We start from the raw sequence: 26,093 nt of genomic DNA on the forward strand, positions 1-26,093 counted from the left end.
CATGAATCACTTGCGCCAGGCATGGGTCCGGCCTTATCTTCGTGGCTTCGCCATCGTTGTAGCCTCTTATCGTGGATTCACATATCGGTTCGCGATCACCACAGCACTCTTCTTTTTACTCGGTGCAATCAATGCTGCCGTGCCTTATTTGCTGGCTCGCGCGAACGATGCACTCACCCACCAACTGGATACCTCGTATCGGGCAATGCTGCTGGTACTTGGCTTTGGTATCGTCTGGACCATATCGCAAGTTTTTTCCTGGTTGAAGGGCGCGGCATCAGCCGCCGCACTTACTCGGTCTGATGCCGCGATATATCTGGCCATGCTCCAGCACGTCATTCGCCTGCCTCTCGCGGATCAGCAGCGTTTGAGCAAGAGCACGATCATCCAGGACATCCGACGAGTTCGAGATAGCTTTAGTGGGATCAGCATGTCCATTTTCTGGACAATACTACCCATCTTGTTCGAGCTTTTTATTGCATTCCTGGTCGTCGCAAAATTAATTAGTGCAAAATTTGCGATAATTTTCATAATCATGATTTCAATATTATTTATTGTTTCGTATATTATTGCCGAAAAAAGCGGAGTGATTCACAAATCCATTTACGCATCCGAAAATAAATTATTCGCACACCTTTCGGAGCGACTCGATGCATTATTCAATATAAAAATTAACCGCACCTACGATCACGAAACCCAGCTTGGCCTCGCACACGCAAAAGAAAACGTCACAGTCATCACCTCAACCAATATCAAAGCCGCAACCCTGATGAGCATTCAGGCATTGGCCGTTGGCATGGTTTTGACGATTTGCTCTACATATGTCGCAATCGAGATCCGTGGCGGCTCAATTTCATCAAGTAGTTTTCTTGTTGTCATTGGTTATATCATGCAGATAACCTCGCCCTTCAGCATGCTGACAAGCTCCCTTATCAACTTGAAAAAGGATTTCATTTCACTTGAGCGTGGATTGCACTATCTCGATATGCCTCCCGAGCCCGACAAGGAAATTTTCTTTCAAGGACCCCGAATTTCCAATCAGCAACCAGCCTTCGAAATCGAAAACCTTGCGCTGCCGGGAGTGTACGGTAAAAAAATTTCGTGGATCGTGCCATCCAGCGGAACGCATGTAATTTCAGGACATTCCGGCATCGGAAAAACCACATTGCTTACCATGATGCTCGGAATGCGCGGGTTCGAATCAGGCAGCATCAAATTCCAAGGAGAGCCCGTTGCGAAATTCGGCGCCACCGGTATCTTCGATGAGCTTGCCTTTGTTCCACAACATCCATTTATATTCTCTGGCACGCTTCGTGAAAACATCTGCTACGGAGCTTCCTCCAACGTATCCGAGGTAGAACTGGAGAATCTAGTTGAGCAACTCGATCTTTCCAACATCCTCGGCCAGACCGGTCATTCTATAATTACGCTCGACACGGATCTCGGCATAATGGGAAGTGAGTTGTCCGGAGGAGAACGCCAGCGCATCGTCATTGCCAGAGCACTTGCGAGGGGCAAGAAAATCTTGGTACTCGACGAGCCGACCTCCTCCATCGACGCATGTCTCGAAGACAGAATCATCGACTTCCTCGAATCCCGATCGGTCTTGCTGATCATCGTCACTCATCGAAAAGCCATCATCGATCGCGCAGATTCGGTTCTTGATATTGGCGAGTTTTCCTGATTTGCCATGAAGAAGAACCGAACCCTCCGGATCGGCACGGGAGGCGGTGCTGTCGCGTTGGTCGTTCTTGTCGCGCTCTACCTTCATTTTTTCTCCAGCGACAAGAGCCCGCTATATCTCACCGCTCGGGTCGGCCGTGCGAATCTCGAGAACTCAGTATTGGCCAGCGGCACCCTGCAGGCCTTCCGGCAGGTCGATGTCGGCGCTCAGGTGTCAGGGCAATTGAAGTCGCTCAAGGTCAAGCTCGGCGATACCGTAAAAAAGGGGCAGTGGCTCGCCCGGATCGATCCCGTGATCTCCGGGAACGCCCTGCGCGAGGCGCAGGCCAACGAACGGAACTTGACCGCGCAGCAGCGTTCGGCGGCAGCCCAGCTGCGGCAGGCAGAACTTGCCTTCCAGCGCCAGCAGCAGATGATGCGCGACGACGCCACCTCGCGGCAGGACTATGAGAGAGCACAGGCCGATCTTGCCGTGCAGCGCGCGAGCGTTGCCTCCTTCCAGGCGCAGATTGAGACCGCGCGGATCCAGATCGAGACCGCTCGCGCCAATCTCGGCTACACGCGTATCGTCGCGCCGATGGACGGCGAGGTGGTCGCGATCGTCACACAGGAAGGGCAGACCGTGATTGCGCAACAGCAGGCACCGGTGATCCTCAGGCTTGCCGATCTCGACACGATGATGGTGAAAGCCCAGATATCCGAAGCAGATGTAATTCACGTCTTTCCCGGCCAGACCGCCTATTTCACGATCCTCGGCGAACCCGATGCGCGCCGTTACGGCAAGCTGCGCGCGATCGAGCCCGCACCACAGGACTTCCTCTACTCGCAGAACAGCCTAGGCGGCGCGTCGAAGGCAAACGCGGCGGTGTTCTACAACGCCTTGTTCGAAGTGCCCAATCCCGGTCATCGCCTGCGCACCGCAATGACGGCCCAAGTCAACGTGCTGCTCGGCGTTGCGGCCCATGCGCTGACCATTCCGGTGGCCGCGCTCGGCACCAGGTACAGGAATGGCAGCTATCAGGTTCGGGTGCTCGCGAACGATAAACTGGGCCACCCGCGAATCGACATGCGCCGCGTACGCACCGGGATCAACAACAACGTCTCGGTCGAGGTGCTCGACGGCCTGAAGGAGGGCGAGCGTGTGATCATCAACGAAGCCGCCGACGCGGCCGAGACGCCGGTCTGCGCATCCGTCGCAGGAAACTGACGATGCGGGAACCCCTGCTGCAACTGACCGGGGTCACGCGCCGCTTTCCGGCCGGCGACCAGGACATGGTGGCCCTGAGAGACGTCGATCTCGCCGTCGAGGCTGGCGAGATCGTCGCCATTATCGGCGCCTCCGGATCGGGGAAATCGACACTGATGAACATCCTCGGCTGCCTCGACCATCCCAGCGAAGGCAGTTACCGTATCGGCGGACGCGAGACCGCTGAGTTGGACCGCGACGAGCTTGCCCAGCTTCGCCGAGAGCACTTCGGCTTCATCTTCCAGCGCTATCACCTGCTGCCGCATCTGACGGCCGCCGGCAATGTGGAGATGCCGGCCGTCTACGCCGGCAACGTCCGTGCCGAACGGCGAGCGCGCGCCACGCAACTGCTTGCGCGCCTGGGGCTGGCCGATCATGCCGGGCACCGACCGAGTCAGCTGTCGGGCGGCCAACGGCAGCGCGTGAGCATCGCCCGCGCGCTGATCAACGGCGGCGAGGTGATCCTGGCCGACGAGCCGACCGGTGCCCTCGACAGGCGCAGCGGCCAGGACGTGATCGCCGTGCTGTGCGAGCTGAATGCGCTGGGCCATACCGTCATCATCGTGACGCACGACGAACAGGTGGCCGCGCACGCGCGACGCATCATCGAGATCAGCGAAGGCGAAATCGTCAGCGACCGCCTCAACCCGCGCGAGCCAGACCGGAACGTCGCGCCGCAAGCCACTGACAACGGCGGCGTGGGTACACGTCGCGCGCGGAGTCTGTCGGCCGGCTTCGGGCGCTTCGCGGAAGCCTTCAAGATGGCCTGGATCTCGCTCGTCTCGCACCGACTGCGCACGCTGCTGACCATGCTCGGCATCATCATCGGCATCACCTCGGTGGTGTCTGTCATCGCGATCGGCGAGGGCGCAAAGCACTACATGCTCGACGAGATCAGCTCGATCGGCACGAATACGATCAATATCTACCCCGGCAGCGACTGGGGCGACAGCCGTGCCGAATCGATCCAGACTCTGGTGCCGGCCGACGTGGCCGCGCTCGGCGAACAGTTCTACGTCGACAGTGCGACACCGGAAACCTCGCGCAGCCTGCTGCTACGCCGCCGCGACGTCGACGTCGACGCCATGATCAGCGGCGTAGGCGGCAGCTTCTTTCAGGTTCGTGGCATGAAGATGGCACAGGGCACCCGCTTCGGCGCCGATGAGGTCCGGCGCCAGGCCCAGGTTGCCGTGATCGACCAGAACACGCGACGCAAGCTGTTCGGCGCCAAGGCGAATCCACTTGGCGAAGTGGTCCTGATCGGCAACCTGCCGTGCGTCGTGATCGGTGTGGTGGCCGACAAGAAAAGCGCGTTCGGCGACCTCAAGAGCCTGAACGTATGGGTACCCTATACGACCGCGAGCGGCCGGCTGTTCGGGCAGCGCTACGTGGACAGCATCACGGTGCGGGTTCGCCACGGTCAGCCGAGCAAGCTGGCCGAACAGAGCCTCATCAAACTGATGAAGCATCGGCACGGCCGCAAGGATTTCTTTACCTACAACATGGACAGTGTAGTGAAGACCGCCGCGAAAACGGGCGAATCACTGACCTTGCTGCTTTCGCTGATCGCCGTGATCTCGCTGGTCGTCGGGGGAATCGGTGTAATGAACATCATGCTGGTGTCGGTCACCGAGCGAACCCGCGAGATTGGCATCCGCATGGCGGTAGGCGCGCGCCAAGCCGACATCATGCAGCAGTTCCTGGTGGAGGCCGTGCTGGTCTGCTTGACGGGTGGCGCGATCGGCATCGCGTTGTCGTTCGGCACGAGTTTCCTGTTCGCCCTCTGCGTCACTCAATGGAAAATGATCTTCTCGCCCGGCTCGATCGTCTCGGCCTTCCTGTGCTCGACACTGATCGGCATCGTATTCGGCTTCATGCCGGCGCGTAACGCCTCACGCCTCGATCCGATCGATGCGCTGGCGCGCGATTGAGAGTTCGCACATGCCGATGAGCACGATTGACCGAGCCTCGCGCGGCATCCTCGCGCTGGTCTGCGTGGCGGTCGTGCTGTCCGCCTGCGCGAGCACGGATGGACCTGCCTTGCCGCTGGTGAGCCTGCCGATGAAATGGAGCGCCCCCGTTGCGCCCTCGAGCGCGGCGCCACCGGCGCGCTGGTGGCACAGCTTCGGCGATCCCGTGCTCGACGGCTTGATCGAGGATGCGCTGCGCACCAGCAACGATCTCGCCGCCGCCGCAATACGCGTTTATCGCGCGCGGCTTCAGGCCGGGCTGGCCGCCACCAATCTGACACCCGCGCTCGGGCTCGATGCCGGCAGCAAGGTCTCGCGCATGCTCGATACGCATCAGATGAACCGAAGCGGCAACCTGAACGGCACGCTCGCCTACGAGCTGGATCTGTGGGGCAAGCTCGCCGCTCAACGCAGCGCGGCCCGCTGGGAGGCGCAAGCCACCGAAGCCGATCGCCAGTCGGCCGAGCTGACGCTGATCGGCACGACCGCCTCGCTCTACTGGCAGACCGGCTACCTGAACCAGCAGATCGCACTCGGCGACGCCAATATTCGCTATGCCGAGCAGACCCTGGCCCTGGTCCGGTCGCGTTACACGGCCGGTGCCGTGTCGGCGCTGGACGTCACGCAGTCTGCACAGGCGCTGTCGGCGCAGCGTGCCGCGCAAACCCGCCTGATCCAGCAGCGCACCGAGAGCCGCAATGCGCTCGCGATCCTGTTCGACCGACCACCGCAAAGCGCAGTTGCGGAACCGAAAAGCCTGCCGGACCGGCCGCTGCCCGACGTGCAGGCAGGCTTGCCTGCCGATCTGCTGGGCCGGAGGCCGGATCTGCATGCCGGAGAGATCCGGCTGCGAGAGTCGCTCGCCAACGTCGAGATCGCCCGCACCAGTTTTTATCCCACCTTCGCCCTGACCGGTTCCCTCGGTATCTCGAGCGACAGCCTCGAGCGTGTGCTGCAGAACCCGGTCGCCACGCTCGGGCTGGGTCTGGCGCTGCCGTTCATCCAGTGGAACACGATGCAGCTGAAGATCAAGGTGTCGGGTGCCGAGTACCAGGAGGCCGTAGTCAACTTCCGCCAGAAGCTGTATGGCGCGCTGGCCGAAGTGGAGAACGCGCTGTCCAGGCGCCTGCAACTCGAGGAAGAGGCCCGGCAATTGAAACTGTCGCTTGCGCAGGCACAACGGGCCGAAACGCTCGCGCGTTCGCGCTTCACGGCAGGCGCCAGCGGTGTGCAACCGTGGCTCGACCAGCAGCAGCGCCTCCGGGATGCGCAGAGCAGCCTGATACTGAACCAGCGCGACCGGCTCGATAATCAGATGGCACTTTACAAAGCGCTGGGTGGCGGCACCGGCACGTGATCCTCTCGGACTCGGAGCCAGCCGCCGTCCCCATCCCCGTACGCCAATTCCGTGTGTGCGAGAGCTGGCGACGCTCCGGCTCAACCGGATATCACCTGTAATCACCGGATCGCCGGCACCTCACCTCCACGAGTCAGCTGCGCAGTGTATCGGACGTCGGTATTGCGGTTCCGGTACGCCGTGGCCAGCATCGCGCAATCGCGGCGGCCGGCGCCCGCGTGCCATCAAGCACAATCAACCACGTGGCACGGCCTCGCCGGCCCATTCGACGAGCGCGCGCCCGAGCCGTGCCACCACCGGCGTCCAGCCCTCGTCGCCCCACTGCCGGAACAGCCGCATGCGGCCGGGATACCACGGCGAATCCTCGCGCCCCTGCATCCAGCGCCAGTCCAGGTCGCGTGAAGGCAGCAGCACCCAGCACGGCACCCCCAGCGACGCGGCCAGATGGATCATGGCGGTATCGACGCCGATCACCAGATCGAGTTGCGCGACGATCGCCGCGCTGTCGGCCAGATCGCCCACCAGCGAGCCGAGATCCAGCAGCGGCTGGCCGGCCGGCGGCTGCGCGGCCTGCGCCTCGCCCGCGCCCTTCTGCAGGCTGACGAACGCGATGTCGGGCGCGGCCCACAGCGGCGCGAGCGTGGCCAGCGACGGCAGCGAGCGGTTCGCGTCGTTGTGATGCCGCGGGTTGCCCCGCCAGACCACGCCCACCTTGAGCCGGCCCGCCAGCATGTCGAGCGGCACGCGCCACTGCGCGAGCAGCGCGGCGTCCAGCGGCGGGGCCAGCGGCGCGGGCAGCGTGTCGAGCGTGGTGCCGAACCCGGCGGGCGCGCTCATCAGGCTGGTCCAGCAATCGAAGTGGGCGTCCCGCGCCTGCACGGCATCGTGATCGAGCACGGCATCCACGCCGTGCACGCCGGCCAGCAGCCGATGCAGGCCGCGCATGCAGGCCACCGTCACCTGCTGCGCGCCGGCCTCCTTGAGCATCGGCAGATAACGGGCGAACTGGATCATGTCGCCGAGGCCGTCCTCCTGCCACACCAGCACGGCGCGGCCGGTCAGCGGCTCGCCGCGCCACTGCGGGCAGGCGAGCCGACGCAGCGTGTCGGCGTGGACGAAACGCGGATGCGTGTAGCGCGACTCGTAGCGCTGCCAGCCTTCCTCGAAGCGGCCCCGCGCGAGCAGCAGCGTGGCCAGCCCGAACGCGGCGTCGGGATAGTCGGGGCGCAGCGCGAGCGCGCGCCGGTAGGCCTCCTCGGCCTCGTCGAAGCGGCCGGACTGGCGCGTGATGCTGCCGAGGTTGTAGTGCGCCTCGGGCAGCTTCGGGTCCAGCATCGCGGCGATCCGCACGTGGGTCTCGGCCTCCGCCAGACGGTCGAGCACCTCCAGCACGTTGCCGAGATTGCTGTGCGCTGCGGCGGCGCTCGGCATCAGCTGCAGCACCTGCCGGTATTCGACCTCGGCTTCGGCGTAGAGATTCTCCTGCACCAGCGACAGCGCGAGTTCGAAATGCGCGTGGGCCGAGCGTGGGGCGGTGGGCGGAGCGGACATGACGGCGGCTGATCGGGTGGCGTGGGACGAAACCCTACGTTAGCGCAGGCCGGACCGGGCCGGTCGCACGAGCTACGGGGTGATGCGGCCGCTGTTCGGCGAATCCGCGTGTGGGCTGCGGCGAGCGCGGCGCGTCGGGCACGTGAGTGCGCCGCGCCGGCCGAGGGCCACCTCGTTCGCCGTTTTACCCTTCCCCCGTCGAGCCCACCGCGCCACGCAGAACACCTGGCTGCGCCTCCGCACCGGCCGGCCCCGCGAGCGAAAACCTGGGCAGCTAATGTCCTGTTCCGCTGATTCGCGAACAAAGTCGATGGAGCTTTTCGAGGATGGAATCGGCTGACGCGGTCCAGGCAAACGGCTTGCAGTCTTCGTTGTAGTGGGAAACGAACTGATCGATGCGCTTGATCAGTTGCTTGACCGAGCCGAACGAGCCACGACGGATTGCCTTGTCGGTGATCAACGCAAAGAAGCGTTCGACCTGATTGAGCCACGAACTGTAGGTGGGAATGAAATGCATGTGCCAGCGCGGGCGTGTGGCCAGCCACGCCTTGACCTTCGGATGCTTGTGGCTGCTGTAGTTGTCGACGATGCAATGCACGTCGAGTTCGGCCGGGACAGCCTTGTCGATTTCACGCAGGAACGACAGAAATTCCTGATGCCGGTGACGCGGCTTGCAAGTGGCGAGCACGGCGCCGTTTAGCACGTTCAGCGCGGCAAACAGCGTGGTGGTGCCGTGACGAACGTAATCGTGCGTGACGCCTTCGACGTAGCGAAACCCATCGGCAGCATGGGTTGCGTGCGCTCGAGCGCCTGACACTGGCTCTTCTCGTCCACGCACAGCACCAGCGCGTTCTCCGGTGGACTCAGGTACAAGCCGACCACGTCACGCAGTTTCTCGATGAAGAACTGATCGGTCGAGAGTTTGAAGCTTTCGCTTCGGTGCGGCTGCAGACCCAGCAGCTTGAAGTAACGATGCACGCTCGTCGTATAGATCAGTTAACAACGGAACAGGACACTAGCCGGTCGCGGCATCGATCACCGCGCCCGCCGGCGCGGCGCGGCGCGGCGCGGCGGGAGTATCGGCCAGCGGGCACGATGCCGCGGGCGGGCCCACTCGCCCGCCGCGCCCTGCCAGCCGCGCCCTGGCGCCTCACGGCGCGTCCGGCGCCCCCGCCTCCCCCCCTGCCGACGCCGCCGCCAGCATCGCGTCGAGCCACACCGCCACCTCCGCCAGATAGCGCGGCGTGCCGATGTCGTCGTGCGAGCAGGCGATCGGCGTCGAGCGGATCTCGCCGTCCACGTGGGCGCGCCAGTGCGTCAGCGGCGATTCCATCCGCACGGCTTCCTCGGTGGCCGTGAAATGCGTCAGGGTGCCCTCGAACACGCTGTCGGGCAGATAGCGCTGCGAGATCCGCAGGTTGTTGCGCCGCACGGCCACCAGGCCATGGATATGCGCCTCGGTCAGATCGGCGAACACCTGGCCGTCGCGGCGCACGATATCGGCCACCTCCTGCACGGTCCACTGATGCCCCGCCTCGACCGTCTCCATCGGGTGGCCGGCCGTGCGCAGCACGTTGGCGAGCGTGTACTGGTCGTCGACGGGCACCTCCTCGGTGGTGTAGAGGATGTAGCTGTCGAGCATGCCGAGGAAATCGACGCGCTCGCCCATCGCCTGCAGCTGGCACGCGATCTCGAACGCCACCAGCCCGCCCATCGACCAGCCCAGCACGCGGTACGGCCCCTGCGGCTGCACGCGGCGCATCGCGTCGATGTATTCGCGGCTCATCGCCTCCACCGATTCCGCCGGCCGCGTGCCCGGCTCGATGCCGGCGGCCTGCAGCCCGTACACCTGGAAACGCCCCTGCGGGTAGCGCCCGAGGCCCACGTAGGACCAGCTCAGCCCGCTCGCCGGATGGACGCAGAACAGCAGCGGGCCGCCCTCGTCGCGCACCTTGAGCGGCAGCGTCATCGCCACCGGCGAGGCCACCGCGAGCGGAAAATCGATCTGCCGGGCCTGCCGCGACAGCTCCGGATACGCGAACAGCGTGCTGATCGACAGCCGCACCGCGAACGCCTTCTCGATCCGGTCGAGCAGCGTCATCGCCAGCAGCGAATGGCCGCCGAGCGCGAAGAAGCTGTCGTGGCGGCCGATCGTCTCGAGCTTCAGCACCTCGGCCCACAGCGCGGCCAGCGCCTGCTCGGTCTCGCCCTGCGGCGCCTCGTAGGCGCGGCTCGCGTAGGCGCTCGCGTCGGGCGCCGGCAGCGCGCGGTGGTCGAGCTTGCCGTTCGGCGTGAGCGGCAGCGCCGCCAGCCGCACGTAGGCGGACGGCACCATGTGCTCGGGCAGGCTCGCCTGCAGCTCGGCGCGCAAATCCTCCGCGCCGCGCGCCTGGCCGCTCCCGCTCTCGCTCCAGTAGGCCACCAGGCGCCGGTCGCCGGGCACGGTGCCAGCCTCGAGCGCGACCACCGCCGCCTCGCGCACGCCGGCGCAGCGCGCGAGCCGCGCCGCGATCTCGCCCGGCTCGACGCGAAAGCCGCGGATCTTCACCTGATCGTCGTTGCGGCCGAGGTAGTCGAGCGTGCCGTCGGCGCGCCAGCGGCCGAGGTCGCCGGTCCGGTACATCCGCGCATCCGGCGCGCCGTCGAACGGATCGGGCACGAAGCGCGCCCGGCTCAGCTCGTCGCGATTGCGATAGCCGAGCGCCACCTGCGCCCCGCCGATGTGGATCTCACCCGCCACGCCCTCGGGCACCGGCCCGCCATGCGCGTCGAGCAGATAGATGCGCGCGTTGCCGACCGGCCGCCCGATCGGCGGCAGCGCCGGCCACGTAACCGGATCGTCGGGCAGCGTGTGCGCGACGCAGACGTGCGATTCGGTCGGGCCGTAATGGTTGTGCAGCCGGCAGCCGGGATGGCGCGTGAAGAACGCGGTCAGTTGCGGCGTGATGCGCAGCTGCTCGCCGGCCGTGATCACCTCGCGCAGCGCCGGCGCATGCTCGGCGCCGTCGGTGGTGGCGGCCTCGGCCAGCGCCTGCAGCGCGATGTACGGCAGATACAGCCGCGCCACGCCGCGCGCGCGGATATGCGCCCACAGCCGCGCGAAATCGAGCCGCAGGTCGGCGTCGATCAGCTCCAGCGTGGCGCCGGCGGCCAGCGTGCCGAAGATCTCCTGGAACGCCACGTCGAAGCCGAGCGCCGCGAACTGCAGCGTGCGTCCGGCCGCGACCGCGCCGGCCTGCCATTGCAGCAGGTTGACGAGCGGCCCGTGCGCCATCGCCACGCCCTTGGGCTGGCCGGTGGAGCCCGACGTGTAGATCAGGTAGGCCAGCTGCGCCGGGCCGTGGCCCGCCACCTCCGGGCGGTGGCGCGGCGCGCGCGGCCAGCCGTCGGCGGCGTCGAGCAGGACGGCCGGCACCGCGCCGGGCTCGAGCAGCGGCGCGGTGGCGTGCTGCATCAGCAGCGCGGCCGGCGCGCTGTCGGCCAGCATGTAGGCGAGCCGCTCGGGCGGATAGGACGGATCGAGCGGCACGTAGCCGGCGCCGGCCTTGAGGATCGCCAGCAGCCCCACCACCATCTCCGGGCAACGATGGACGCAGATCGCCACGCGATCGCCGGGCCGCACGCCGCGCGCGATCAGGTGATGCGCGAGCGCGTTGGCCTGTTCGTCGAGCTGCGCGTAGCTGAGCACGCACTCGGCGCCGTCGTCGGGCGAGCGCTGCGCCACCGCCGGCGCGTCGGGCGTGCGCCGCACCTGCGCCTCCACCAGCGCGGCCACGGTCGGCACGAACGGATAGGCCGCCTCGGTGCGGTTGTACGTGACCAGCAGGCGCCGCCGCTCGGCATCGCCGAGCATCGGCAGGGCGGCGGCCGGGTCCTGCTCGCGCGCCGTCATCTCGCGCAGCACGCGTTCGAGGTAGCCGACGTGGCGCTCCACCGTCGCACGATCGAACAGCGCCGTGGCGTATTCGAGCGCGCCGACGATCTCGCCGTCGGCCTCGCCCAGCTCCAGCGTCAGGTCGAACTTCGCGCTGGCGCGCACCGGCGCCAGCGGTTCGAGCGTGAGCCCCGGCAGCGCGAGCGCGGGCATCTCGACGTTCTGCCACGCGAACATGACCTGGAACAGCGGGCTGTGCGAGAGGCTGCGCACCGGCTTCACGAGTTCGACCACCTGCTCGAACGGCAGGTCCTGGCGCGCCTGCGCCTCCAGCGTGCGCGCCCGCACGCGGCGCAGCAGCGCCGCCACGCCCGGCTCGCCCGACAGATCGACCGGCAGCGCCAGCGTGTTGACGAAGAAGCCGATCAGGTCCTCGGTCTCGGCGCGCATGCGGTTGGCGGCGGGCGAGCCGATCACGACCTCGTCCTGCCCCGACAGGCGCGCCAGCACCACGGCCCAGCCCGCCAGCAGCGTCATGTAGAGCGTCGCGCCGTGGCGCAGGCTCAGTGCCTTGAGCGCCGCGCTGAGCCCGGCGTCGAGCCGCACCGGCACCGCCGCGCCGGCGAAATCCTGGCGCGCGGGGCGCGGCCGGTCGGTCGGCAGGCTCAGCAGCGCCGGCGCGTTCGACAGCGCGTCGCGCCAGTACGCCGCCTGCTCGCGCAGCGCGTCGCCGTCCAGCAGGCGCCGCTGCCAGGCCGCGTAGTCGGCGTACTGCACCGGCAGCGGCGGCAGCGGCGCCGGCGCGCCGCGCCGGCCGGCCTCGTAGAGCGCGGCCAGCTCGCGCGTGAGCACGCCCATCGACCAGCCGTCGGCGGCGATGTGGTGCATCGTCAGCAGCAGCGCGTGATCGTCGGGGCCGAGCCGCACCAGCTGCCCGCGAATCAGCGGCCCGCGTTCGAGATCGAACGGCGCGAGCGCCTCCGCTTCGATCCGCTCGGCGAGCGCGGCGTCGAGCGCCCCGGCCGAGAGATTGGATAAATCGTGCAGGCTCAGCGCGAAGCCGCTCCCGGCCTCGTCGATCCGTTGCACGGCCTGCCCCCCCTCGCGTTCGAAGCGCGTGCGCAGCACTTCGTGGCGCGCCACGATGCCGTCGAGCGCGCGGCGCAGCGCGTCGGCGTCGAGCTGGCCACGCAGCCGCAGCGCGCCGGGGATGTGATACGCCGCGCTCGCGCCCTCCACCTGCGCGAGGAACCAGAGCCGCTGCTGCGCGAACGACAGCGGCAGCGCGCCAGTGCGATCGGCCGGCTCGATCGCGGGCAGGCTGCTGCGCGTGGCGCGCGCCACCGCCTCGGCCAGCTCCGCCAGCACCGGATGCGCGAACAGCTCACCCAGCGCCAGCTCCACGCCCAGGCGCTGCCGCACCTGCGAGATCAGCCGCACCGCCAGCAGCGAATGGCCGCCGAGTTCGAAGAAATGATCGTGGCGGCCGACGCGCTCGACGTCGAGCAGCGCCTGCCACAGCGTGGCCAGCGCGGCCTCGGTCGCGCCCTGCGGCGCGGCATAGGCGCGGCTCGCATAGGCCTGCGCGTCGGGCCGCGGCAGCGCGCGGCGATCGAGCTTGCCGTTGTGCGTGAGCGGCAGCGCGTCGAGCCAGACGAACGCGGCCGGCACCATGTGCGCGGGCAGGCTCGCCTGCAGGCGCTCGCGCAGCGGCTCCGCATCGATCGGCGCGCCGGTGCAGTAGGCGACGAGGCGCGTCTCTCCACGCCCGTCATCGCGCGCGACCACCGCCGCGTCGTCGGCGCCGGCCCGCACCAGTTGCGCGCCGATTTCCTCCAGCTCGACGCGGAAGCCGCGGATCTTCACCTGGAAATCGTTGCGGCCGAGATAGTCGAGCGTGCCGTCGGCGCGCCAGCGGCCGAGGTCGCCCGACGCGTAGATGCGCCCGCCGGGGCGGAACGGATCGTCGCGGAAACGTTGCGCGGTGAGCGCGGCGCGGTTCAGGTAGCCGCGCGCCACGCCCACGCCGCCGATGTGGATCTCGCCCGTCGCGCCGAGCGGCACCGGGCGGCCCCGCGTGTCGAGCAGGTAGATCGCGAAGTTGTCGATCGGCCGGCCGATCGGCGGCGCGCCCGCCTGGTCGGGCCGGCAGATCTGCCAGGTCGCCCAGATGGTGGCCTCGGTCGGGCCGTAGGCGTTCACGAACAGCCGCCCGCCGGCCCAGCGCTGCACCAGCCGCTCGCCAAGCGCCTCGCCCGCCACCACCAGCGTGCGCACGCTCGGGAACGTCACCTCGTCGGGCAGCGCCGCGAGCACCGCCGGCGGCAGCGTGGCATGCGTCACGCCGCCTTGCGCGATGGCCTCGCGCAGTGCGCCGCCGGCCAGCACCACGCCGGCGGGCGGCACGACCAGCGCGGCGCCCTGGCACAGCGCCATCACGATCTCGAACACGCAGGCATCGAAGCTGATCGACGCGAACTGCAGCACGCGGCTGCCGGCATCCACCGCGAAGTGGCGTGCCTGCATCGCGGCCAGGTTGGCGAGCCCGCGATGCGCGACCATCACGCCCTTCGGCTGCCCCGTCGAGCCGGACGTGTAGATCACGTAGGCAAGCGGCGACGCGTCCGGGCTGGCCGGTTCTGCCGCTGCGGCTTCAGCCGGCAGCGGATCGTGCGGGCTCGCCTCGCGCCACGCCTCGGGCTGGTCGAGCCGGATGCGGCGCGCCTCGCCCGCCTCCAGCCGCCCGGCGGTGGCGGCCTGCACCAGCACCGCGGCCGGCGCGCTGTCCTCCAGCATGTAGGCGAGCCGTTCGCGCGGATAGGCCGGATCGAGCGGCACGTAGGCCGCGCCGGCCTTCCACACCGCCAGCACGCCGACGATCATCTCGACGCCGCGCTCGACGCAGATCGCCACGCGGTCGGCGGGCCGCACGCCCAGCTCGCGCAGATGATGGGCGAGCCGGTTGGCCTGCTGGTTCAGTTCGTCATAGGACAGGCTGCGTTCGCCCTGCACGAGCGCGAGCGCGTCCGGCGCGCGGCGCGCCTGCGCCTCGAACAGCGCGTGAGCGGTGGCGCCGGATTCGAACGCGGCCCCGGTGTCGTTGAAGTCGACCAGCAGCTGCCGTCGGGCGGCCGGCGACAGCACTTCAAGGTCGCGCACCGGCGTGTCGGGCGCCGCGTCTAGCGCCTGCGCAAGGCTCTCCAGCGCGCATCGCATCAGCTCGCAGAGCCGCGCCGCGCCCACCGAGGCGACGGTTTGCGCGCTCAGCGAAAAGCCCTCGCCGAGATCGTCGACCGACAGGCTCAGCGGATAGTTGGTGCGCTCGCGGCTGTCCAGCGCGGTGATGCCGTCCCACAGCGCGGCGCCCTCGGCCGGCACCGGCGCGCTGTGCCGATAGTTCAGCAGCGCGCTGAACAGCGGCGCCGGCGCGGCCACGCCGCTGCAGCGCTGCGCCAGCGCCAGCGGCGCGTGCTCGTGGCCGAGCAGCGCCGTGAGCCGCGCGTGGGTGGCCTGCACGGCGTCGCGCGCCGGTTGATCACCCACCGCCACGCGCAGCGGCAGCGTGTTGATGAACATGCCGAGCGCGCGCTCGGCGCCGGCGCCGCCCTGCAGCCGGCCCAGCAGCACGGTGCCGAACACCACGTCCTCGCGGTCGGCGGCGCGGCCAAGCACCTGCGCCCAGGCGAGATGGTGCAGGCTCGCCGCGCTCACGCCGAGCCGCCGCGCCTGCGCGCGCAGCCGGCGCGCCAGTGCGGCGTCGAGTTCGAGCCGCGCCTCCTCGATCGCCGCGCCCTGCTGGTTCACGTCCACCAGCCCGAACGGCAGCGTCGGTTCGTGGACCTCGTGCAGCATCTCGCGGAAGAACGCCTCGTGTGCCTCGCGGCTCACGCCGAGCGTGGCCTGCGCGACGTGGTTGCGATACGGCACCGGTGCCGGCAGGCGATCGGCACGGCCGTCGAAATGCGCCTGGATCTCATGCTCGACGATCTCGAGCGCGGCGTGGTCCAGCACCATGTGATGGAACGCCAGCATCGCCACCCAGCGCCCGTGCGCGGCGTCGTGCGCGAGCACCAACCGCATCAGCGGCGCCTGCGCCAGATCCAGCCACGCATGGCGCGCGCGCAATTGTTCGGCCACGTCGCCGCCGGCCGGATCGGGATCGACCGTCTCGACCGGCATCGGCGCGCGGCGCCAGACCACCTGCATCGGCTCGTCGAGATCGGCCCAGACGATCGCGGTACGCAGGATGTCGTGACGCTCGATCACGCCCTGCAGCGCGGCGGCGAACGCGTCGGCGCGCGCGCGGCTATCCACGGCGAACAGCGCCCGCAGCACGTAGGGGTCGTGCTCGCCGGCCGCCAGATGGTGATAGAGGATGCCCTCCTGCAGCGGCGCGAGCGGATAGATGTCCTGCAGGTTGGCGAGGCCGCCCGGCACGCTCGCCACGATGCGGTCGATCCCGGCCTGCGTGAGGCGTGGGGCGAGCGGCAGCAGCTCGGGCGTGAGCCGCGTGCAATCGGCCGCGATGCGGTTCTCGGGCACGGCCACCGGGGCACCAGCCCCAAGCGCGGCACCAGGCGCGGCATCGAGCGCGGCGGCCAGCGCCGCCAGTGTCGGCTGGCCGAACAGCACGCGCACGTCGGCGTCGAGCCCCGCCTCGCGCATCCGCGCGATCAGGCCGAGCGCGAGCAGCGAATGGCCGCCCAGCTCGAAGAAATGATCGTGGCGCCCCACCCGCTCCACGCCCAGCACCTCGGCCCACAAGCGCGCCAGCGTCGCCTCGGTGTCGCCGAGCGGCGCCTCGTAGGGGCGGCTCGCGTAGGCCCCGGCATCGGGCGCCGGCAGCGCCCGGCGGTCGAGCTTGCCGTTCGGCGTGAGCGGCAGCGCGGCGAGCGTGACGAACGCGCCCGGCACCATGTAGTCGGCCAGCGCCGCGGCCAGATGCTCGCGCAGCGCGGCGGCCGGCAGCTCGGCGCCGTCGCGCGGCACCACGTAGGCCACCAGCCGTTTCTCGCCGGCCGGCCCGGGCGCATCCTGTCGCGCGATCACGGCCGCGTCCCGCACGCCCGGGTATTGCGCGAGCTTCGCCTCGATCTCGCCCGGCTCCACGCGGAAGCCGCGAATCTTCACCTGCTGGTCGTTACGGCCGAGGAATTCCAGCCGGCCGTCGGGCAGGTAGCGCGCGAGGTCGCCGGTGCGGTACAGGCGGGCGCCGGGCGTGGCGTCGAACGGATCGGCCAGGAAGCGCTCGGCGCTCAGGTCCGGACGATCGAGGTAGCCGAGCGCCACGCCGTCGCCGCCCACGTGAAGCTCGCCGGCCGCGCCGAGCGGCACCGGCTGGCCATGCGCGTCGAGCAGGTAGACGCGCGTGTTCGCGATCGGCCGGCCGATCGGCAGGCGCGGCAGCTGCGCGTCGGCCGCCGTGATCTCGCAGGTGGTCGAGAACGTGGTGTTCTCGGTCGGCCCGTAGCAGTGCAGCAGATGGCGCGGCGCATGGTGCGCCAGCACGCGCGCGACCACCGCGGGATCGACCGCGTCGCCGCCCACCAGCAGCAGGCGCAGGCCGCCCAGCACGTCGCCGAGCGGCCCGGCGATCTGGCTGAACAGGCCCGAGGTCAGGTGCAGCACCGTGATGCGTCGCGCCAGCAGCAGCGCGCGCAGCTGCTGCGGCGCCAGCACGCTGGCATGCGGGACCACCACCAGGCAGCCGCCGTGCAGCAGCGGCGCCCAGACCTCCAGCGTGCTGATGTCGAAGGCCGGATTGCCGACCCAGGCCACGCGGTCGCCGGCGCCGAAGCTCGCGTAGCCGTTGTTGAGGATCAGCCGGTTGATGCCGCGATGCGGCACCAGCACGCCCTTCGGCGTGCCGGTCGAGCCCGAGGTGTACATCACGTAGGCGATGGCATCGCCGTCGTCGGGAAGATCGATGCCGCCAGTGGCGGCGGTGACGTTGGTGTCGTCCTCATCGACGCACAGCGCGTGCGCGGCGATCTCGTCGGGCAGGCCCGCGCTCGCGCGCGCCACCAGCGCGAGCGGCGCGCCGCAATCGCGCATCACCCAGGCCTGACGCACGGCCGGCGCCTGCGGATCGATCGGTACGTAGGCGGCGCCGGCCTTCAGGATCGCCAGCTGCGCGGCCACCAGCGCGGCGCCGCGCTCGAGCACGGTGACCACGCGCGCGCCCGGCCGCAGGCCGGCCGCGACGAGGCGCTGCGCGAGCCGGCCGGCCCGGGCGTCGAGTTCGGCATAGGTACACGTCGTTTCGCCGTCGATCACGGCGACGGCGTCGGGCGTCTGGCGTGCCTGCGCCTCGAACAGCCGATGCACGCGCTGCTGCGCCGGGTACGGCGCACGCGTGCGGTTCCAGCCCTCGAGCAGCAGTTCGCGCTCGGGCGTGCCGAGCATCGGCGCGCGCAGCACCGGTTGCGCCGGCTCGGCCACCATCGCGCGCAGCACGCTGACGAGGTAGCCGGCATAGCGCTCGATGGTGGCGCGCTCGAACAGCGCGCTCGCGTATTCGAGTTCGCCCTCGATGCGGCCGTCGCGTTCGTCGAGCGCGAGCGACACGTCGAACTTCGCGCTGCGATGCGTGGCGGTGAGCGGTTCGAGCGCGAGCCCCTCCAGCGCCAGCCCGCTCGTATCGACGTTGCGCCACGCCAGCAGCGCCTGGAACACGGGGCTGTATGCGAGGCTGCGGGCCGGGCGCAGCGCCTCGATCACCTGCTCGAACGGCAGGTCCTGATGCGCCTGCGCGTCGAGCACGCGCGACTTGACCCGTTGCAGCAACGCGTCGGCCGAGACGCCGCCGGACAAGTCCACGCGCAGCGCGAGCGTATTGACGAACAGGCCGATCAGCTCCTGCACCTCGGCGCGCCGGCGGTTGGCCACGGGCGCGCCGATCACCACCTCGTCCTGCCCGGCCAGACGGCCGAGCACGGTGGCCCAGCCCGCCAGCAGCACCATGAACGGCGTCGCGCCGTGGCGCTGCGCCAGCGCCTTCAGGCCGGCCGTCAGCGTTTGATCGAGCACGACCGGTACCGCCGCGCCGGCGTAATCCTGCACCGCGGGCCGCGGTCGATCGGTCGGCAAGCTCAGCAGCGCCGGCGCGCCGAGCAGCGCGTCGCGCCACCAGGCACCCTGCCGCTGCAGCATGGCGTCGTCCACCAGCCGCCGCTGCCAGGCCGCGTAGTCGGCATATTGCACGGGCAGCGGCGGCAGCGCGGGCAATGCCGATGTCGATGCCGGGCCGGCATCGCGATAGCCGCGGTACAACGCCGCCAGCTCGCGCGTGAAGACGCCCATCGACCAGCCATCGGAGACGATATGGTGCATCGTCACGAGCAGCGCATGCCGATCCGCGCCGAGCCGCACCAGCTGGCCGCGCACGAGCGGCCCGGCGGCGAGGTCGAACGGCGCGCGCGCCTCGTCGTCGGCGAGCCGCGCGAGCGCCGTCTCGCGCTCGCATGCGGACGGCAGCGCCGACAGGTCCGGCGTGCGCAGCGCGAACCCCGTGCCGGCGGCGGCGATGCGCGGCCGTGCCTGCCCCGCCTCGGCCACGAACGTGGTGCGCAGCGCCTCGTGGCGCGCGACGATGGCGTCAAGCGCGCGCCGCAGCGCCGCTTCGTCGAGCGCCCCATGCAAACGCAGGCCGCCGACGATGTGATACGCCTCGCTGCCGCCCGCCATCTGCGCCAGGAACCACAGCCGCTGCTGCGCGAACGACAGCGGCAGCGCCACGCCCGGCTCGCGCGACAGCGGCGCGACGGGCGGCAGGCTGCTGCGCGAGGCACGCGCGAGCACACCGGCCAGCGCGCTCAGCGACGGATGCGTGAACAGCTCGGCCAGCGGCAGCTCCACGCCCAGTTGCTCGCGCACCTGCGAGATCAACCGGATCGCGAGCAGCGAATGCCCGCCCAGCTCGAAGAAATGATCGTGGCGCCCCACGCGTTCGACACCGATCAGCGCCTGCCAGATCCGCGCGAGCGCCTGCTCGGTGTCGTTCGCGGGCGCCTCGTAGGCGTGACCAGCCGAAGCGTCGGTGTCCGGCACCGGCAGCGCATGGCGATCGAGCTTGCCGTTCGGCGTGAGCGGCAGCGCGTCGAGGAACACGAACGCGCCCGGCACCATGTGGTCGGGCAGCGTCTCGCGCAACGCCGCGCGCAGCGCCTCCGCGTCACGCACCTCGCCCGCGCAATAGGCCACCAGCCGCTTCTCGCCCGGCGCGTCCTCGCGCGCCAGCACCGCCGCCGCCTTCACGCCGGGCAGCGCCGCGAGCCGCGCCTCGATCTCGCCCGGCTCGATCCGGAAGCCGCGGATCTTCACCTGATGGTCGTTGCGGCCGAGGTATTCGAGGTTGCCGTCGGCGCGCCAGCGGCCGAGGTCGCCGGTGCGGTACAGGCGCGCGCGCGGATCGTCGCTGAACGGGTCCGTCACGAAGCGCTCGGCCGTCAGCTCGGCGCGGTTCAGGTAGCCGCGCGCCACGCCGTCGCCACCGATGTGGATCTCGCCCGCCACGCCGGGCGGCACCGGCTCGCCGTGCGCATCGAGCAGATAGACCTGCGTGTTCGACACCGGGCGGCCGATGTGGGCGGCAAAGCCCTGCTCGCGCGGCATCGACACCCAGGTCGAGTAGGTGGTGGTCTCCGACGGCCCGTACAGGTTGCAGAGCCGCTGCACGCCGGTGCGCGCGAACAGCGTCTCCACCAGCTCGCGCCGCAGCGCCTCGCCGGCCACGTTGACGGTGCGCACCGCCGCGCCCAGCGCGCCGCTGTCGAGCAGCGCGGCCAGCGCCGACGGCACCGTGTTGACGAGGCCCGCGTCGCTGGCGCGCTCGCGCAGCGCGAGCACGTTGGGCACCACCTCGATGCAGGCGCCGCGCGTGAGCGGCGCGAAGCATTCGTAGACGGCCAGATCGAAGTTCAGCGAGGTCGAGAACAGCGTGCGGGCCTGCTCCTGCGCCTCGAACGCGCGATGCGCCCAGCACAGGAAGTTCACCGTGTTGCGGTGCTCGATCATCACGCCCTTCGGCTGGCCGGTGGAGCCGGACGTGTAGATGACGTAGGCCAGATGCTGTGCGTTGAGGCCGGGGACAACCGGGTTGCTGGTGGGGGCCTCGTTCGCCGATAGCGCATCGGGTAGCTCGATCAGCGGCACGCGCGGCGCGGCGCCGAGCACCGCACGCGTGGCCGCCTGCGCGAGCACCGCCACCGGCGCGCTGTCCGCCAGCATGTAGTGCAGGCGCTGCGCCGGATAAGCGGGGTCCAGCGGCACGTAGGCGGCGCCCGACTTCAGGATCGCCAGCAGCCCCACCACCATCGCGATGCCGCGTTCGGCGCAGATCGCCACGCGATCGTCGGGCCGCACGCCGTGCGCGATCAGGCGATGCGCGAGCCGGTTCGCGTGTGCGTTCAGTTCGGCATAGGTCAATTGCCGGCCGTCATGGACCACCGCCGGCGCGTGCGGCGTGCGGGCCGCCTGTGCCTCGAACAGGCCGTGAATCGTCTGCTCGCGCGGGTAGTCGGCCCGGGTCGCGTTCAGCGTGCGCAGCAGATGCGTGCGCTCCTCCGGCGGCAGGATCGCGATCGTGCGCAGCGGCCGTTCCGGCTGCCGCGCCAGCGCGTCGACCAGCCCGGCCAGCGCCGTCTGAAGATAGGCGCAGATGCGTCGCGCGCCGATGCCTTCGGCCACCTGAGCGGTGAGCATGAAGCCGTCGCCGAGATCGTCGACGGACATCATCAGCGGATAGTTGGTGCGCTCCTCGCCGCCGAGTACCTCGATGCCGTCGGCGATCGTCTGCGTCGCCGCCTCGACGCCGGCCGTGCCGTAACGGTAGTTCAGCAGCGCGCTGAACAGCGGCGCCGGTGCCGCCACGCCGCTGCAACGCTGCGCCAGTACCAGCGAGGCGTGCTCGTGCGCCAGCAGCGCGCTCAGGCGCTCGTGCGTGGCCTTCACGCCGGCCCGCACGCCTTGCTCGCCCACCGCCACGCGCAGCGGCAGCGTGTTGATGAACATGCCCAGCGCCCGGTCCGCGCCCGCGCCGCCCTGCATTCGCCCCAGCAGCACCGTGCCGAACACCACGTCCTCGCGCCCCGACACCTTGCCCAGCACCTGCGCCCACGCCAGGTGGTAGAGGCTCGCCGCGCTCACGCCAAGCTGCCGCGCCTGCGCGCGCAGGCGCCTGGCCAGCGCGAGATCCACGTCGAGCCGTGCTTCCTCGATGCCGCGGCCGTCGCCCAGCACGTCCACCAGCCCGAACGGCAGCGTCGGCTCGTCCACGTCATGCAGCATCTCGCGGAAGAACGCTTCGTGCTGCTCGCGGCTCGTGCCGAAGCGCGTCTGCGCCACGTAGTTGCGATACGGCTGCGCTGCCTGCAGGCGGCTGGCGTCGCCGTCCAGACAGGCGAGCATTTCCTGCTGCATGACTTCGAGCGCCGTGTGATCAAGCGCCATGTGGTGGAACAGCAGCGCCAGCACCCAGCGATCGTGGGCCGCGTCATGGGCGTAGGCCACCCGCAGCAGCGGCGCCTGCCGCACGTCGAGACGGTAATGGCGCGGGTCGAATTGCGCGCGCAGTTGAGTGGCGACGTCGCCCTGCGACGCGTCCAGTTCGATTGCCTCGACCGGCAGTGTCGCTTCGCGCCATACCACTTGAACCGGCTCGTCCAGCCCCTCCCACATCACGCCCGTGCGCAGGATGTCGTGACGATTGATCACGCGCTGCAACGCGGCAACGAACGCCGCCACGCGCTCGCGATCGGGCAGGCTGAACAGCGCCTGCAACACATACGGGTCGCCCTGCGCCGCCGACAGATGGTGGTACAGGATCCCTTCCTGCAACGGCGCCAGCGGATAGATGTCCTGCACGTTGCGCATCCCGCCCGGCACGCTGGCCGCGATGCGGTCGATCTGGACTTGCGTCAGCGACACCAGTGGCAGCAGCTCCGGTGTAATCCGTTCGCATGACGAAGGAATCCGGTTCGCCGGCACCACCACCTCAGCGCTCCGGGTCTCCGCCACCGCGGCCGATGCCAGCGCCGACAGCGTCGGCTGACCGAACAGCACCCGCACGTCCGCGCTCAAGCCCGCCTGACGCATCCGCTCGATCAGCTTCACCGCCAGCAGCGAATGCCCGCCCAGCTCGAAGAAGTGATCGCTTCGGCCCACGCGCGCCACGCCCAGCAGTTCCTGCCAGATCCGCGCCAGCGTGTGTTCGGCTTCGCTTTGCGGCGCCTCGTAGGCACGGCTCACCACGGCATCGGCGCCCGGCTCCGGCAGCGCGCGGCGGTCGAGCTTGCCGTTCGGCGTCAGCGGCAGCGCCGCCAGCGGCACGTAGAGCCCCGGCACCATGTAGTCCGGCAGCACCGCCAGCAGCGCGGCATGCAACGCCTCGGGCGGCTGCGCGGCGCCCGTGTAATAGGCCACCAGCCGCCGGCCGCCGGCCGCGTCGCCGCGCGCCACCACCACGGCGTCCTTCACGCCGTCGAGCGCCTCGAGCCGGGCCTCGATCTCGCCCAGCTCGACGCGGAAGCCACGCACCTTGACCTGATGATCGTTGCGGCCCAGATAGTCGAGACTGCCGTCCTCGCGCCAGCGCCCGAGGTCGCCGGTGCGATAGAGGCAGGCGTGCGGATCGTCGCCGAACGGATCGCGCACGAAGCGCTCGGCCGTCAGCCCGTTGCGGTTCAGGTAGCCGCGCGCCACCTGCGCGCCGCCGATGTGGATCTCCGCGGCCACGCCGTGCGGCACCGGCTGCCCGTGCGCGTCCAGCAGATAGACCTGCGTGTTGGCGATCGGCCGGCCGATCGGCGGCAGCGTGGCCCACGCCTCGACGTCCTCGGGCAGCGCGAACGCGATCGTGACGTGCGTTTCCGACGGGCCGTAATGGTTGTGCAGGCGCGCGCCAAGGCGGCGGAACAGCTGGCGGATCTCGTCGGTGATGCGCAGTTGCTCGCCGGCCGTGATCACCTCGTGCAGCACGCAGCCCGACAGGTCGAGCCCGCGCCCGATTACCGTCTCCGCCAGGCTCTGCAGCGCGACGTAGGGCAGGTAGAGCCGCTCGATGCGCCGCGCCACGATGTGCGCGAACAACTGCTCGAAATCGAAGCGCAGCGCCTCCGGGATCAACTCCAGCGTGGCGCCCTCGCAGAGCGTGCTGAAGGTCTCCTGGAACGCCACGTCGAAGCCGAGCGCCGCGAACTGCAGCGTGCGTCCGCCGCGATGGCCCTGCTGCCGCCCGCCCGTGGCCTGCCAGTGCAGCAGGTTCACGAGCGCGCGATGCGGCATCGCCACGCCCTTCGGCTGGCCGGTGGAACCCGACGTGTAGATCACGTAGGCCAGATGGTGCGATCCCAGCTCGGGCAGCCGCGGATTGTCAGCCGACATGGTCGAGAGCGCCGCATCGTCGAGGTCGATCGTCGCGAACGCATGCGCGCCCAGCGCGGCGCGGCTCGATGCCTGCACCAGCACCGCCACCGGCGCGCTGTCGCCGAGCATGTGGCTCAGCCGCGCGGCCGGATAGGCCGGGTCCATCGGCACGTAGCCGGCGCCCGCCTTCAGCACGCCCAGCACGCCGACCACCAGCGCCAGCCCGCGCTCGACGCAGATCGCCACGCGATCGTCGGGCCGCACGCCGCGCGCGATCAGGTGATGCGCGAGCCGGTTCGCGCGCGCGTTCAGTTCGCCGTAGGTCAGCCGTTCGGCCTCATGCACCACCGCGATCGCATCGGGCGCGCGCTCGACCTGCGCCTCGAAGCGCGCATGAATGGTCGAGTCCGCCGCCGCGTCGCGCGGCAGGCCGGCATCAGCCGCGCCCCAGCTCGCGATCCGCGCGCGCTCCTCGGGTGTGACGACGGCGAGCCGGTTGACCGGCGTGGCCACCTCGGCCAGCACCTGGTCGAGCAGATGCCGGAAGCGCTGCTCCAGCGCCTCGATCTCGTCCTGTTCGAAATAGGCCTCGTTGTAGATGAAATGCACCCAGACCTGATCGTCGAAGCGGTTCTCGCGCAGATAGACGGCCAGCGGCGTCTGCTCATGGTTGTTCGAACTCTTGACGGCGCTGGCCACCGCTTCGCCGAACCGCAGGTCGTGGTCGTTGCGCTCGTAGGACAGCGAGATATCGAACACCTGCGAGCGTTGCACGCGCCACAATCCCAGCTCGCGGTTGAGTTCGCTGACCGGGAAGCGCTGGTAGCGGTAGTCCTGCTTTAGCAGCGAGCCCAGCGCCGCCAGCAGCTCGCGGAACGACAGCGCGTGGCCGAAGCGCAGGCGCACCGCGCTGACGCCGGCGAACATGCCGAGCGTGGCCTTCAGCTCGGCGTTGGCGCGGTTCAGGATCGGCAGGCCGACGGTCAGGTCCTCGCGCCCGGCGGTCCTGGCGAAATAGACGTAGAGCACCGCGAGGATCACGTGGAACGAGGTCGCCTCGCAGGCCTGCGCCAGCGCCACGAGGCGCTCGTAGTAGGCGCGCGGCAGGCTGAAGCGATGATTGCGGCTCGGCACCACGCCGCCGCGCGCCGCCGCCTGGAAACGCGGCGCGAACAGCGGCTCCGGCACGTCGCTGAACTTGTCGAGCCAGTAGGCGCGATGCTGGTCGAACTTCGGCGACTCACGATATTGACGATCCTGCTCGATGAACTTCACATAGGACGGCGCCGACAGCGCCGGCGCCTGCCCTGCTTCCAGTTCGCCATAGATCGCGCCGAGCGAATCGAGCATCAGGCCGATGGCCCAGCCGTCGATGATCAGATGGTGATGGACCAGCACCAGCTGGAAATTCGCCTCGCCGAGCTTCAGCAGCTCGAAGCGGAACAGCCGGCCGCCTTGCAGGACGAACGGCGTTTCCAACTGCCGGTCCACGCGCCCGCGCGCCGCCGCGTCGGGATCGGCGAGTGCCGAGAGATCGGTACACGGCAGCGTGAACGGCATCTCGCGCTCGATCTCCTGCATCGGCACGCCGTCCTCGTCCTGCACCGGCGACAGCACGATGCGCAGCGCATCGTGCTTGTCGATCAGCAGGTTGATCGCGTGCTCCATGCGCGCCGGATCCACCTTGCCGGCGATCTTCACGTAGCCGCCGATGTTGTAGACCGGCGCGTCGCCCTGCACTTCCTGATCGAACCAGATTTCCCGTTGCGAACTCGTCAATCGGTAGTAAGTCTTGTTCGGCACATTCTTATTCATGAAATTCGACCAGGAAATGGGTTAAACGGAATTGCGCTCTCTCAATTCGCAATTCCATGCTTGGCGAAATACGCCGTCATTCGGCACGGCTCGAATGGCAGGCATCCATGTGACGGCCGGTGATTCGCACCGGATTCACATAGTGGGCATCGCTCGGCCTCCATCGAAATCGAAGCCGATGGACCGCCGGGACGGATTCCCGCCATTCATCGAACACGCCAGAGAGTACGGCCT

Annotated in this window: 6 protein-coding genes and 1 pseudogene; 4 read left to right on the top strand and 3 right to left on the bottom strand. The window is 69.1% G+C overall.

Going from position 1 to position 26,093, the window contains the following annotated elements:
• Position 1: 1 nt before the first annotated feature.
• From BpN12_RS08335 to BpN12_RS08350, 4 genes are read left to right on the top strand one after another with little or no spacing between them, the layout of a single operon-like run.
• Complete coding sequence (locus BpN12_RS08335; protein WP_246791967.1) at positions 2 to 1,684, top strand: ATP-binding cassette domain-containing protein; 1,683 nt, start codon at positions 2 to 4, stop codon at positions 1,682 to 1,684.
• 6 nt (positions 1,685 to 1,690) lie between these two features.
• Positions 1,691 to 2,890: a macrolide transporter subunit MacA gene (gene macA / locus BpN12_RS08340; RefSeq protein ID WP_246791968.1), complete on the top strand. Its 1,200-nt coding sequence runs from the start codon at positions 1,691 to 1,693 to the stop codon at positions 2,888 to 2,890.
• Positions 2,891 to 2,892: 2 nt separating this feature from the next.
• On the top strand, positions 2,893 to 4,860 hold the full coding sequence (locus tag BpN12_RS08345) for a MacB family efflux pump subunit (RefSeq protein ID WP_246791969.1): 1,968 nt from the start codon (positions 2,893 to 2,895) through the stop codon (positions 4,858 to 4,860).
• A 10-nt stretch (positions 4,861 to 4,870) separates the two neighbouring features.
• Positions 4,871 to 6,256 (top strand): efflux transporter outer membrane subunit, encoded by a 1,386-nt coding sequence (locus BpN12_RS08350; RefSeq protein ID WP_425306254.1) that lies wholly within the window; start codon positions 4,871 to 4,873, stop codon positions 6,254 to 6,256.
• A 234-nt stretch (positions 6,257 to 6,490) separates the two neighbouring features.
• Here the strand turns inward: BpN12_RS08350 and BpN12_RS08355 are convergent, their stop codons facing one another.
• The 3 genes and pseudogenes from BpN12_RS08355 to BpN12_RS08365 all read right to left on the bottom strand — a co-directional run bounded on the left by BpN12_RS08355 (position 6,491) and on the right by BpN12_RS08365 (position 25,859).
• Positions 6,491 to 7,807: a tetratricopeptide repeat protein gene (locus BpN12_RS08355; RefSeq protein ID WP_246791971.1), complete on the bottom strand. Its 1,317-nt coding sequence runs from the start codon at positions 7,805 to 7,807 to the stop codon at positions 6,491 to 6,493.
• A 274-nt stretch (positions 7,808 to 8,081) separates the two neighbouring features.
• Positions 8,082 to 8,800 (bottom strand): annotated as a pseudogene (locus BpN12_RS08360) (IS630 family transposase); the annotation flags it as partial.
• 157 nt (positions 8,801 to 8,957) lie between these two features.
• On the bottom strand, positions 8,958 to 25,859 hold the full coding sequence (locus tag BpN12_RS08365) for a non-ribosomal peptide synthetase (RefSeq protein WP_246791972.1): 16,902 nt from the start codon (positions 25,857 to 25,859) through the stop codon (positions 8,958 to 8,960).
• Positions 25,860 to 26,093 lie beyond the last annotated feature (234 nt).

This window comes from Burkholderia perseverans, assembly GCF_022870505.1.
Taxonomy (GTDB): domain Bacteria; phylum Pseudomonadota; class Gammaproteobacteria; order Burkholderiales; family Burkholderiaceae; genus Burkholderia; species Burkholderia plantarii.

Coding starts and splice junctions, on each gene's coding strand:
- BpN12_RS08335 (WP_246791967.1), top strand. CDS start 2: ATGAATCACTTGCGCCAGGCATGGGTCCGGCCTTATCTTCGTGGCTTC.
- macA (WP_246791968.1), top strand. CDS start 1,691: ATGAAGAAGAACCGAACCCTCCGGATCGGCACGGGAGGCGGTGCTGTC.
- BpN12_RS08345 (WP_246791969.1), top strand. CDS start 2,893: ATGCGGGAACCCCTGCTGCAACTGACCGGGGTCACGCGCCGCTTTCCG.
- BpN12_RS08350 (WP_425306254.1), top strand. CDS start 4,871: ATGCCGATGAGCACGATTGACCGAGCCTCGCGCGGCATCCTCGCGCTG.
- BpN12_RS08355 (WP_246791971.1), bottom strand. CDS start 7,807: ATGTCCGCTCCGCCCACCGCCCCACGCTCGGCCCACGCGCATTTCGAA.
- BpN12_RS08365 (WP_246791972.1), bottom strand. CDS start 25,859: ATGAATAAGAATGTGCCGAACAAGACTTACTACCGATTGACGAGTTCG.